Annotated in this window: 12 protein-coding genes; 6 read left to right on the top strand and 6 right to left on the bottom strand. The window is 60.4% G+C overall.

Features of this window, described 5'->3' with window-relative positions; translation table 11 throughout:
* Nucleotides 1-132: 132 nt before the first annotated feature.
* The 5 genes from ONB52_02705 to ONB52_02685 all read left to right on the top strand — a co-directional run bounded on the left by ONB52_02705 (nucleotide 133) and on the right by ONB52_02685 (nucleotide 4983).
* Nucleotides 133-387, top strand: coding sequence for a hypothetical protein (locus tag ONB52_02705; GenBank protein MDZ7415053.1), 255 nt, complete (start codon nucleotides 133-135; stop codon nucleotides 385-387).
* A 166-nt stretch (nucleotides 388-553) separates the two neighbouring features.
* A complete protein-coding gene (locus ONB52_02700) occupies nucleotides 554-982 on the top strand; it encodes a hypothetical protein (protein ID MDZ7415052.1) in 429 nt (142 codons plus the stop codon).
* A gap of 8 nt (nucleotides 983-990) precedes the next feature.
* Nucleotides 991-1968 carry a hypothetical protein gene (locus ONB52_02695; protein ID MDZ7415051.1) on the top strand — a complete coding sequence of 326 codons (978 nt, stop codon included), beginning with the start codon at nucleotides 991-993 and terminating at the stop codon, nucleotides 1966-1968.
* A 221-nt stretch (nucleotides 1969-2189) separates the two neighbouring features.
* Nucleotides 2190-4319, top strand: a complete 2130-nt coding sequence (locus ONB52_02690) for a GWxTD domain-containing protein (protein MDZ7415050.1) — start codon at nucleotides 2190-2192, stop codon at nucleotides 4317-4319.
* A 202-nt stretch (nucleotides 4320-4521) separates the two neighbouring features.
* Complete coding sequence (locus ONB52_02685; GenBank protein MDZ7415049.1) at nucleotides 4522-4983, top strand: dTDP-4-dehydrorhamnose 3,5-epimerase family protein; 462 nt, start codon at nucleotides 4522-4524, stop codon at nucleotides 4981-4983.
* Nucleotides 4984-5241: 258 nt separating this feature from the next.
* Here the strand turns inward: ONB52_02685 and ONB52_02680 are convergent, their stop codons facing one another.
* The 3 genes from ONB52_02680 to ONB52_02670 all read right to left on the bottom strand — a co-directional run bounded on the left by ONB52_02680 (nucleotide 5242) and on the right by ONB52_02670 (nucleotide 6907).
* The gene (locus ONB52_02680) at nucleotides 5242-5811 is read right to left on the bottom strand and encodes a hypothetical protein (GenBank protein MDZ7415048.1); all 570 of its coding nucleotides are present in this window, start codon (nucleotides 5809-5811) and stop codon (nucleotides 5242-5244) included.
* Nucleotides 5808-6134, bottom strand: a complete 327-nt coding sequence (locus ONB52_02675) for a hypothetical protein (protein ID MDZ7415047.1) — start codon at nucleotides 6132-6134, stop codon at nucleotides 5808-5810. The genes ONB52_02680 and ONB52_02675 overlap by 4 nt, the downstream gene beginning before the upstream one ends.
* 200 nt (nucleotides 6135-6334) lie before the next feature.
* Entirely contained in the window at nucleotides 6335-6907 is a 573-nt protein-coding gene (locus ONB52_02670) for a sigma-70 family RNA polymerase sigma factor (GenBank protein ID MDZ7415046.1), read from the bottom strand.
* Between the two features lie 287 nt (nucleotides 6908-7194).
* On the opposite strand from ONB52_02670, the gene ONB52_02665 reads away from it, so the two are divergent.
* Nucleotides 7195-7572 (top strand): hypothetical protein, encoded by a 378-nt coding sequence (locus tag ONB52_02665; GenBank protein ID MDZ7415045.1) that lies wholly within the window; start codon nucleotides 7195-7197, stop codon nucleotides 7570-7572.
* Nucleotides 7573-7888: 316 nt separating this feature from the next.
* Here ONB52_02665 and ONB52_02660 read toward each other — a convergent pair whose 3' ends face one another.
* The 3 genes from ONB52_02660 to fusA all read right to left on the bottom strand — a co-directional run bounded on the left by ONB52_02660 (nucleotide 7889) and on the right by fusA (nucleotide 11478).
* Nucleotides 7889-8686: a site-2 protease family protein gene (locus ONB52_02660; GenBank protein ID MDZ7415044.1), complete on the bottom strand. Its 798-nt coding sequence runs from the start codon at nucleotides 8684-8686 to the stop codon at nucleotides 7889-7891.
* 12 nt (nucleotides 8687-8698) lie between these two features.
* Entirely contained in the window at nucleotides 8699-9199 is a 501-nt protein-coding gene (locus ONB52_02655) for an HIT domain-containing protein (protein MDZ7415043.1), read from the bottom strand.
* A gap of 146 nt (nucleotides 9200-9345) precedes the next feature.
* Nucleotides 9346-11478, bottom strand: a complete 2133-nt coding sequence (fusA, locus tag ONB52_02650) for an elongation factor G (GenBank protein ID MDZ7415042.1) — start codon at nucleotides 11476-11478, stop codon at nucleotides 9346-9348.
* Nucleotides 11479-11487 lie beyond the last annotated feature (9 nt).

Genomic DNA, 11487 nt, shown 5'->3' with positions numbered 1-11487 from the left:
TGCGCCTCCAACATTGGGCGCGTGTTTGTGATGCTGCCGGCATGCTTGTCGGGATGGGAAAGGATGCACGTTTGCACGGGGACACGGCAAGTAAAGCTCCGGGAACAAACTTCGCAATGCGGGGCAATCAAAATGAACTGGATCGGGCAAATTCCTGTGTCGCTGTGGTTGATTGTGGCGGGCATCGCCATGCTGGCGTCAGCCGCGGTTGTTGCCCGCCGACGCGGGTTCCGTCTCAAAACCGTGAGAGTCAAAGTGCCGGGGGCAGAGCTGGAGTTCGAGCGAGACCGGGCGAATTCTCCCGCGCCTGCGAGCGGGATCACCCAGGAAGTGATTGCCGCACCCGGCGGCAGCATTCACAACGCGGAACAAAATGCCGCGGGCTGATTCTCAATCCTGACATGAAGCATTGTTTGAAGCCAGACAAGACCGGCGCCGGAAATTTTGGCGAAAATTGATTCGAATAGCGGATGATGTCGCCGGTTCCGTGAGCGAGGCGTGTCGGACGGAGTTTGTGTTTGAGCGTGGCAATTATGCGCAGCGGCAATATGAAATGACCGCCGCCCTCGACGCCTGCAACCACGCGCCCGCACTTTTCCAACAAGTCGGCGACCGCCCCGGCGAAGCCAACACCCGCCGAAGTTTTGGCCAACTGCACCACGCCCGAAAAGAGTATGCTGAAGCAGGGGCGGCATTTGAAGCTGCCATTGCGGGCCATGCGAACATCGCCGATCACTATAGTATCACCCTGGACTTGTACTATTTTTCCTTCACCCAGGAAGCCATGGGGCAGGCAGCCAAAGCCGTGCAGTCGCTTGAGCGTGCCTTGCATACCTGCTGGCAGCTCGCTTTGCCCTGGACAAACCTTGTCGTGCAGTGTCTCTTCATGCTGAAAGACATGAGCGAGGATGATTTCCAAAAGTACCTGGCAACGCTCGCGCAATCCCGGGGGAGGAATTCAATGAAGCGGGAAGCAATATGAAGCATGGCATGCCTGTTTGGCTTGCGCTCGGCCTGGCGCTGAGCGCCTGCAGCAATGACACGCCTTCGGAAAGCCGCAAATTCAGCCTCCATCTGACCGCCGTCCACCTCGAGCCGCTGGCGGCCGGCGAGGGCCACTACGAGCTGTGGCTCAGTTTTCCACAAGACGCCACGCGCCTGCAAAAACCGGTGCACGGCGACGAAGCCTATGTCAGTTTCGGCAAATTCAACCTCACAGACAGCGGACAATTGGTGGACTTGCACGGCCGGGCGATGGTCTTTGCGCCGCCACCCGGCACAGAAGTCGACATCAATCTCGCGGTTGATGCCCTGCTCACCATCGAACAGGAGAACGACACTGACAAGCGTCCCGGTGCGCGCCTGCTCGGCGGCGAATTCACCGGCAGCGACCGGCGGGCAACCGCAACACTGCGAGCTGACAGCAAGGATGCTGTGGGTTTCGATTTTACGCGCAGCAGCGGCAGCTACATCCTGCAGACGCCCTCGACGCTTGACACGCTCGATTTCAACCGCGGTCTGTGGTGGATGCTGCCGAACGGAGGCAGCGGTTTGGGCAACTGGCCGGCCTTGTCTGACACCTCCGGCTGGCAGTATGAAGGCTGGCTGGTCGATCACACCGGCGCGCAACCGCACTTCTATTCCACCGGCACGTTCTCCCGAGCCAGCGGCGCGGATGCCGATGGCCCGGGCGCCACCGCCGGCAGCAGCAACGGCCCGGCTTTTCCCGGCCAGGATTTTGTGCAGGCAGCAGCCGGCATTCCCCTGCTGCCACCTTTGGACAACGGCAATTTCGCCGTGCAGGTGACGCTCGAGCCTGTGCCGGACAACTCGCGCCAGCCATTTTATCTCGTCATTCTCAGGGATGACCGGATCGAGCCGAATTCCGCCGGGCCACGGACTGCGGCGGCGATGCAAAATGTCGTGGCGGGCAGTTTCCCCGGCGCGGTGGTGGTCATCGATCGTTGACCGGGGATGGCGCAGGATGATCTTCGCGACAATCTCGAGTCAATTTGTGGAGGCCCGGGACTTCATCCCCGGCCTCTCTCTTGCAGGGGTGCAGGCGGATGAGTTCAAAGAACGTCAGCCACAAAAGCCGCCTCGTTTGCAAACCAACATTGCCAGGTCTTTTATCGCGGTTAATGTCACACGTCGATCAGACGTGCCGTGCCTCGTCATCCCTCCTGCTGATGATTCTCCTGATCACACTTCTGCTGTTGCTGCTGCCGTTGACGGGCGGCGAGGCCCAGCCCGGCAAGCGCGAGCGGGCACGGCAGCTTTTGCAGAAAACGCTCGCCGACCGGCCGGGCCTGGCCCTGTCTGATTTGATCAGCCGGCTGGAAAAGGTCACACGCCTGGATGGCGGGTATGCCGAGGCCCACTACCAGCTCGGACTGGCGCGGCAGCAGGAGAACACCATTCGCAGCCGGCGCGCGGCGGCGGCGGCTTTCCAGCGCGCGATCGCGCTGCAGCCACGCAATCCGGAGTATCGCTACCGCCTGGCGCTGTTGCAGCATGAGCGCGGCTTTGACGGCGAGGCCAAACGCCAGTTCCAGCAGATGATGAAAATCGCCCCCGCCGATCCCCGCCCCTATTATCATCTCGCACTGTACAGGGAGCGGGATATGCTGCATTATCGCGAGATGGTGAGCCTGCACGAAAATGCCACGCTCTCGTTCCATGAGTTTGCGCAGCAGGATTTCGAGGAAGCCCGGCGTTTGCTGGAAACGGCCCTGGCGCTCGATCCCAATATGCAGCCGGCCCGACAACGGCTGGCGGCGCTGTTGTTCGAGGTCGGGCGGTATGATGAAATGGCGGCGGTGTTGCAAGCCGGTCTTGGCCATGACAACCGCGCGGCTGGCAGCGATTCCGCGCGTGCCGAGTTGTATCTGTGGCTGGGGCTGGCCCACACACGGCGCCAGGACACGCAGGCGGCAGCCGCAGCCTTTGCCACCGCGCTCGCCCTGCTGCCGCCGGAACAGCGGGCCTTCTTTTCTTCGCTGACGCCCGTGCTTTCCCCCGCGGCGTTGGAATCCTATCTGAGCTCGGACACACTGCGGCAGCGGCAACAGGAACGGGATTTCTGGCAGGCGCGCGACCCGCTCTTCCTCACCGCGGCCAACGAACGGCTGCTGGAACATTTCAGCCGCGTTGCTTATGCCAATTTGCGCTACGGCATACCGGAAAAAGGCCTCGCCGGCTGGCAAACCGACCGCGGCCGGGTTTTGATTCGCTTCGGCTTTCCGTGCCAGCGGCTGCGCACCCGCGCCGATCTCGGCACCACAGCCACCGGCCACGTCACGCTCAACGCCTCCAAAGAAGTGTGGGACTACGGCAGCTTCCACATGATCTTTGATGATCGCTTTCTCAACGGCAATTATTCTTTCGCCTGGAGCTGGAATCCGGAGGGCGACGGCAAAGTCCTGTACGAGCGCCAGATCGAGCGGGAGGCGGAGCGCTATGACTTTCCGCATGGCGGCAAGCCGCTGGCGTTGCCGCACGTCATCGCGCAATTTCGCGCTCCCAATCGCAGCGACAGCACGCTGCTGGAAATCTACTATGGCTTGTTCAGCGCAGATTTGCAGCCGGCAGCGATCAGACAAGAGCAGCGGCAATACCAGCTCGCGCGCGGCTTTTTTCTGTGCTCCGCGGATTGGGTGCCACGGCAGAGTTGGCGGCAGGATCGCAAAGTTCTCACGGCACCCGCCGGAACACCAGGCGGGCAGGAAGTCCTGATCGAACGCTGGACCATCACCGCGCCGCCGGGCACCTACAAATTCTCACTGGAGACGCTGGATCTGGTTTCACGCCGCTCGGGGGTGGTGCGGGATGAAATCAGCATCGAGGATTTTTCCGGCGACCGGCTGGCGGTCAGCCCGATTCTGCTGGCGGAGGCCGTGGAGCCGGCGGGGGAGGGGCTGGCGATGTACAACAAGGGCGAACTCAGCATCCTGCCCTCCCTCTCCCACCGCTTTCGCGCGCAGGCACCGATCTACATTTACTACGAAATCTACAATCTCAGCCGGGACGAGAGCGGCGCCACGAGTTTCCGCATCGAGACCACGGTGGAACGTGATCAGGCGGCACGCTCACCAGTGGCGGGTGCGGTGCAGGCAGTCAGCCGGTTGTTGGGCCTGGGCCGGCAGCCGGTGGTCATCAGCTCTGCGTTTGAAGCGCGCGGCACGAGCAGCCAGGAAAATTTGCATCACAGCATTCAGGTGTTGGAAGCCCGGCCTGGCAAATACCGCCTGACACTCACGGTGACAGACTTGCCGCGCGGCCAGCGCGCAACGCACGCGCGCGCTTTCGAGCTCTTCTGAAGCGAAAACAAGTTGACTTCACCCCGGTGAATCTCTACATTCGGCGTCAATTTGTGAGCTGCCGGCGCGGCTCCCGGCTCATTTTCCGGGAGGTGGTCGGGGCACACGAAAGTATCGCAGCCGTCAGACCGGGCGGTGCCGTAACCGGTCACTGTCACCGGTCGCTTTTCACCATTTCCTTCCACGAGCACAGGAAGCAGACATGATTGCAGGCGTTGTCATCAAAGAACTCACGACCCATTCCGATGACCGCGGTTTTTTTCGGGAGATCATCCGGCGGACGGACGGTTTTTTCACGGAGGGATTCGGGCAGCTCAGCCATTCCGCCATGTATCCGGGCGTGGCCAAAGCGTGGCACATTCATCGCAAGCAGATTGACTGGTGGTATGTGCCGGTGGGCAATTTGAAGCTGGTGCTGTATGACAAGCGCGTCGACTCACCAACGCATGGGGAGTTGCAAACGGTTTTCATGGGAGAGAACTATCCCGCCAAGGTGGTGAGAATTCCGGCGGGGGTGGCGCACGGCTGCAAAGTGCTGGGCGGCGGGGTGACGCATTTGTTCTACGTGACTTCCAGCGTTTACAACCCCGATGACGAAGGCCGCATCAGTCATGATGATCCCACCATTGGCTACGATTGGACGGCCGGACCAGCGATCAAGTAATTGGTGCGGGCCATAAGAGGGACAACAGTTTCGCCCCTGCCGGATCTGCAACGGCCCGGCCATTGGCATGTAATTTTGCCACGGCCCTGCCGGGGCTGAGCTGTCATTGGAGGGAGGTCTGCAGCTCGGTTAGAGCACCTGATCCATTGGAGTGGCCGCATCGCGTGGTGTGTTGCTCACGCGACGCGGCATTTTTGTTTGCGGAGCGCGCGGCAGCAGGCGCGTTTGCTTCCCGCCGGCCCTCGGAACGACTGTGCTTCAACGCAGCGGCCGCTTCAACCGGTTTTCAAGCAACCAGGCCAGCTTGGTCAACAGCAGCGTGACCAGCGTGATGAACACCAGCTTCCAGCTCTGCACGAAAAACTGTTCGCCGGGAAATCCCGGCAGTGCTTTTTTGAAAACAGTGACAATTCCGGCGGCGATGCGGCTGAGCCATTCGCTGGCAGGCGCGAGATAAAGCAGCCACCGGTCGTCGCGCAGGATGGTTTTGAAGAAGGGTGGCAGTGAAATCCAAATGGCGATAAAGCTGGCCAGCAGCATGAGGAGCAACAGCACTGTTTCTCCCTCCATGCGGGACGCACGCGGCATGGTTCGCGGCAAGCGCGCCAGGACACGGCCGGCGAAATTGGGTGGCAGTTCGGGAACCGGGCCGGGCTGCAGGGCCGCCAGCATGACACGGTGGGCGGCCCACTCCCGCCGGCAGGCGTCGCACAGGGCAAGATGCGCCTGATGGCGGGCAGGCAGGGTCTGTTCCCCGGCGTTTTCATCGAGAAAATCGCGGAACGCCTGGCAATCGCTGGTCATCATCACACCTGAACTGGCAATCATTCCAAACTTAATTTTGCACCCGGATTGATCCCCTCCGCAAGCAACGCCGCTTTGATCGCGACGCCCAACCCCGCGAGGGTTGGTGCATAAAAAATTTTGCCGAGCAACCGTGCTGTCAACTCCGGCAGGAGTGGGCTGTTTTGGGTAAAGCGGCTTGTTGCATTTTCCCAAACTCGGCCAGGAGTGGCCTGCCGGCCCTCCTCAAAAAACCGCGCCAGATTGTGAGAAAGTCCACCGGCTACTGCCAAAGAAGTTGAAAGGCACGCAAGATTCCCCTGCCTGCAAACAGTTCCTTCCTCACGGAGTTTTTCCGAGCACGTCATTGATTCCGGGCAACAGCAAGCCGGCAGGCAAAATTTTGTGTTCGGCGGTCGTGGCACAGAAAAACTCTTTTCATCTCTGCGTCTTTGTGGTGCTGTTTTTTCGATGTGATCGCTTCAGCAAAGCCAGTGCATTGAACTGGAAATCTGTGCTGTTATTGGCCCACTCCGATCAGCAGCGAACCTCCTGCCCCGCCGCCTTTTCACAGCAATTCCGCCAAAATTTCCTCCTGCGGCAGGATTTGCAACAGGCGGCGGCGCAGCAGGGCGCGGGCGCGAAACAAATGTGTCTTCACCGTATTGAGCGGCAACCCGAGAATTTCGGCAATCTCCTGATAGGGAAGCTGCTGGGTATGATAGAGAATCAACACGTTGCGAAAATGGTCGGGCATATCTGCCATCGCCTGCTCGACCAACGCCGCGCGCTCACGCTGCGCGAAGTCATGATCAGGCGCTTCGGCCGCGGGCAAATGTTCGAGTGCAACGGCAGCCGGCCGCGGCCGGGCCGTGCGTTTCTTCTCGAGATAATTCAGGCAGACGTTGTAGCAAATGCGGTAGAGCCAGGTCGAGAAGGTGGCGTCCTCGCGAAACCTGGCCAGGCCACGATAGGCGCGCACAAAGGTGTCTTGTGCCGCTTCCTCCGCGTCTTCGTGGTTTTTCAGCATGCAAAAAGTGGTGTGGAAGATGCGCGCCTGATAGCGTGTGATCAATTGCGCAAATGCCTCGCGCTGGCCGGCACGCACGCGTGCGATCAACTCTTGATCCGTCTCGCTCATGCTCTGCCTTTTCATGTCGCAGCTTTTGACCGGCAGGCATGCGAAAAGGTTTCAACGCCACCGCGATACTTTTGTCTGCTGCCGGCTGAAACCTTTGCGCAGCCGCTCCGGTCAAAACCGGTTGAAAACAGTTCTGCAAGGACGGAACGGTTGTTTGCCAGCGCCGGCCCCACGAGGGCGCGATTGCACCGCTTTCGCCACCGAGTTGCCGGCCGCGCAGTCACACCCCGCCGGGCGGGACGGCGGGGAAACCAAACAAGAACAAATTCGAGCAACGGAGGCAAGAGATGCAGCGAATCATCATAGAACTTGTTCCGCTGGGCGCAATGGCGATGCTGGCCTACATTTTCGTGCAATATTTGCATCATCGCCAGCGCATGGTGCTGATCGAAAAGGGCATGGCCACCACCGTGTTGCCCCCCACGCCTGCCAAGGTGAACAGTTCACTGCGCTTCGGCCTGATCGCGATCGCGCTGGGTCTGGCGGTTTTCATTTCGCAAATCTTCGAGGTACTGTTTCACGGTTGGGGGGAAGAGGACTCCTTTGCGATCGGTTCGATTCTCGTCGGTGTCGCTCTCCTGCTGCACAGTTGGTTGGGCCGCAAGGCGGGTGCGGGAGGCGGGCAAAAAGAGGGCAACCTCACGCTGACACGCGCGGGGGAATAGCGCAAGCGGAAGTGACTGCCGTGGCTGCGGTGAATTCCTCCGTTCGTGATGCCCGTGCGCGGCATGGTGCGGTGGAAGCGGCAGGCAGGCTGGCAGCGCAGAGGTCCATCTCTCCCGCCCTATGCGCCCGCCCATGCAGCCCGGGCGGGCGGCTCGAAGCACGATGACAAGATGACGAGGCCTTCCCGCAACGTTGAGGGAATTTGTGCCGCATCAGTTGCGAGAAATGGCCGCGGCAGACTCGCGAACCACAAGCGCCTGTACCCGTCCCAAATCACTACCTCACCGGCTGCCCCTGCAACGGAGCGGCATACAGCTACCAGCCATACCGCACTTCGGGATACAAAAGGCCGACGGAAAAGCGAAAGATCGGGGGAAACACGTAGTCGAACATCTTCCACGCGACGATCAAACCGGCAAGGGCCAGCGGGCTGCGGCTCCATTCCGCCACGCGCCGCGCCAGCGGTACGCTCATGAGCAGTCCCAAAACCGTGATGCCGTCGAGCGGCGGCACCGGCATCAGGTTGAAGGCCATGAGCAGAAGATTCAGACAGAACAGAATACTGACCACGGTGGCAAGCACCTCGGCCACACCGCCGCCGGTGGCACCCACCATGCGGGTGAAGTTCAGCGAGGAGGGTATTTCGAAAAACCCGGCAAGAATGCCCACCCGGATGGCGAGCGCCGCGATCAAGACCAGCGCGAAATTCGCGAGCGGCCCGGCGAGCGCCATCGCGGCGGCGCGTTTGGGATGGCGCATTTGCCACAGGGGATCATAGGGCGCGCTTGCCCAGCCCATCATCCAGCGGCCCTCATTGACCAGAAAGGAAAGGATCGGCACCACAATGGTGCCGAGCGGCTCGCGGCGCATGTGCGGGATGGGATCGAGGGTGACTTGACCACCCGCAAAGGCGGTGAGGTCGCCGCCCAGCTTGGCGGCCAAAGCATGTGCGGCTTCATGGCAGGTGAGTGAGAGCAGAAAAATCACATACCAAATCGGCCCGAGGGCCAGGTAATCCTCCAGCATCAGAGTTGTCCCGCATTTTTTGATGGGTGAGAACCAAGTGACCGCCGGCGTGGCACAGGCAAGACGCAGCCGGCCGGTTGCGGTCATGGCCGGAGTGATTCACAGAGCGGCAAAAGCCTCCCGCAGATTTGCCCACGTTTCCCACAAACCTTCCGAAATGACTTTGGTGTGACCCACCACCGGCATAAAGTTGGTATCGCCGGCCCAGCGCGGGACGAGATGAAAGTGCAAATGCGCATCAATGCCGGCGCCGGCCACCGCGCCGATATTCATGCCGAGATTGAAGCCCTGCGGCCGCATTAGGCGTTGCAAAACTTTGGTGGACTGCTGCAACAACGACGACATTTCCGCCAGCTCCTCGGCAGCCAACCGGTCAAACGCCGACTCATGGCGATAGGGCACCACCATGAGGTGGCCGTTGTTGTAGGGATATTTGTTCATGATCACAAAAGCCCGCTGGCCGCGCTGCACGATCAAGTTGTCGCGATCATTGGACTGCCTGGGTTTCTCGCAAAAAATGCAGCCCGAGTCTTTCGGGCTGAGAATATATTCGATGCGCCAGGGCGCCCACAGAATTGGTGTTTGCGTCGTGTCTTCCATTTTTCCCTTGTGTCGCTCGGGGAGAGGGCAACGGGGCGAGACAGGCCGGACGCCATGCCCACCCGCGGGGGCCTGACATTGGGCAGGGCCCCGCCACCGGCGATCCCGCCACGCCATATCACAGTGCAGCAGGCCGACGGACCGGCTCAGCTCCCTTGTGCGCGCGCTTCTTCGTATTCCTTCATCAGTTTTTCCGCCTGCTCGCGCGGCACCTCTTCATAGTGGGAAAACTTCTGGCTGTAGACGCCGCGGCCCTGGGTCATGGAACGCAGCTTGTTGGAATATTTGGCCATTTCCTTTTGCGGCACCTGCGCACGAATCACTTGATGCTTGCCTCTGCCTTCCATGCCCAGAATTTTGCCGCGGCTGCCGGAAAAATCTCCCATGACATCGCCCATGTATTCGTCCGGCACGGTGACCTCCACCTCCAGGATCGGCTCGAGAATGATGGGTTTGGCTTTCTGGAAACATTCCTTAAAACACATGCGGCCGGCCGTCTTAAAGGCATTTTCATTGGAATCGACCGGATGCATCTTGCCGTCGTGCAGCACGACCCGCACGTTGGTCACCGGATAGCCGGCCACCACACCGGTGGCCATGATTTCCAGAATGCCTTTTTTGACCGCGGGGATGAAACGGGCATCGATCACGCCGCCGACGATGGCATTGACAAACTCCAGTTTGCCGCCCCACGGCAGGTCGGTGAGTTCGACGTCGCGCACGGTGTACTCACCCGGAACGGGCGCGCCATCACGATAGGCTTCCATGTAGAAGTGCACTTCGCCGAATTGCCCGGCGCCCCCGGTTTGCTTTTTATGCCGGTAGAATTCTTTGGCCGAGCCCCGGATGGTCTCGCGGTAGGGAATCTTGGCTTCGACAATGTTGACATCCACGCCATACTTTTCCTTCAAGCGTTTGACGATCATGCCGAGATGCAGCTCGCTTTGCCCCATCAACAAAACCTGGTGCAGTTCGGGGTCAACGCGCATGCTGAAGGCGGGGTCTTCATGCTCCAGGGCATGCAGCCCGGAGGACATCTTGTCTTCATCGCCCTTGGACTTGGGTTCGATGGCGATGGTCATGAGCGGACTGGGGAAGACAATGGGCGGCAGGATGATCGGCTGGCGGCTGTCGCACAGCGTATGGCCGGTGTGGGTGTTGCGCAGCTTGACCACCGCGGCAATGTCGCCGGCGTGCAAATGCGCCACTTCCGAGCGGTTGCGGCCGGTCATGCAGTAAATCTGGCCGATCTTTTCCGTCTGTTTCTGGTTGGCATTGTACACTTCGGAGTTGGGGTGCATCTTGCCGGAGAAGACCTTGAAGAAGGACAGCTCGCCGAGATGCGCTTCGGAAACCGTTTTGAAGACAAGTGCGGCCAGCGGGCTGTCGTCGGAGACGGAGCGTTTCTGTTGTTGGTGGTTGTTGTCCGTGCTGCCTTCCACTTCGCGGCGGTAATCGGGTGCCGGGCCGTATTCCACGAGGAAATCGAGCAAACCGGCGACGCCGGCGGCCTGCGTGGCCACTGTCGCCCAGATGGGAAAAAGCTTTCTGGCCGCGAGGCCGGTGCGCAAACCCTGTTTCACCTCTTCCGTGGAGAGTTCCCCGGCCTCGAAAAATTTTTCGAGCAGCCGGTCATCGGCTTCGGCGGCTTGTTCCATGAGTTGCGTGCGCAGCGTCTGCGCCTTTTCCTGCAGGCCGGCGGGCACGTCTTTCACGCTGGTTTTGCCCGCCTCGTTGTAGGAAACCAGTTTCATTTGCAGGAGATCGACATATTCGCGGGCGTTGACCGGCAGCACCACGGGAAAAGCGCTGTTGCCGAAGGTCTCCCGCACACCGGCAACGAGCTTGTCGAAATCGGTGTTTTCCTTGTCGAGCCGGTTGACCACAAACATGCGGGGCAGGCCGTATTCTTCGGCAATCTGCCAGGCGGTTTCCGTGCCCAGTTCGACGCCCGCCTGGGCATTGAGCACGAGCACGGCGAGATCAGCCGCACGCAAGCCACCCCGCACCTCGCCGATGAAATCCGGATAGCCCGGCATGTCGATCACATTGATCTTGTGGTCCTTCCACAGGCAGTAAAGCAGCGAAGTGATGATCGAGTTTTTGCGGTTGATTTCATCGGCATGATAATCCGAGAGGGTGGAGCCTTCGTCAACCGAACCCATGCGTGAGATGCCGCCGGCAACGAAGACCATGGCTTCCGCCAGGGTGGTTTTGCCGGCGGTGGCATGGGCCACCAGCCCGATATTGCGAATACGATCAGTGGTAAATTCCTTCACGGCACTCCT

This window comes from candidate division KSB1 bacterium (assembly GCA_034506255.1).
Taxonomy (GTDB): Bacteria; Zhuqueibacterota; Zhuqueibacteria; order Zhuqueibacterales; family Zhuqueibacteraceae; genus Coneutiohabitans; species Coneutiohabitans thermophilus.
This window is presented reverse-complemented; position numbering and strand designations above follow the sequence as displayed.

Coding starts and splice junctions, on each gene's coding strand:
- ONB52_02705 (MDZ7415053.1), top strand. CDS start 133: ATGAACTGGATCGGGCAAATTCCTGTGTCGCTGTGGTTGATTGTGGCG.
- ONB52_02700 (MDZ7415052.1), top strand. CDS start 554: ATGACCGCCGCCCTCGACGCCTGCAACCACGCGCCCGCACTTTTCCAA.
- ONB52_02695 (MDZ7415051.1), top strand. CDS start 991: ATGCCTGTTTGGCTTGCGCTCGGCCTGGCGCTGAGCGCCTGCAGCAAT.
- ONB52_02690 (MDZ7415050.1), top strand. CDS start 2,190: ATGATTCTCCTGATCACACTTCTGCTGTTGCTGCTGCCGTTGACGGGC.
- ONB52_02685 (MDZ7415049.1), top strand. CDS start 4,522: ATGATTGCAGGCGTTGTCATCAAAGAACTCACGACCCATTCCGATGAC.
- ONB52_02680 (MDZ7415048.1), bottom strand. CDS start 5,811: ATGATTGCCAGTTCAGGTGTGATGATGACCAGCGATTGCCAGGCGTTC.
- ONB52_02675 (MDZ7415047.1), bottom strand. CDS start 6,134: ATGACGTGCTCGGAAAAACTCCGTGAGGAAGGAACTGTTTGCAGGCAG.
- ONB52_02670 (MDZ7415046.1), bottom strand. CDS start 6,907: ATGAGCGAGACGGATCAAGAGTTGATCGCACGCGTGCGTGCCGGCCAG.
- ONB52_02665 (MDZ7415045.1), top strand. CDS start 7,195: ATGCAGCGAATCATCATAGAACTTGTTCCGCTGGGCGCAATGGCGATG.
- ONB52_02660 (MDZ7415044.1), bottom strand. CDS start 8,686: ATGACCGCAACCGGCCGGCTGCGTCTTGCCTGTGCCACGCCGGCGGTC.
- ONB52_02655 (MDZ7415043.1), bottom strand. CDS start 9,199: ATGGAAGACACGACGCAAACACCAATTCTGTGGGCGCCCTGGCGCATC.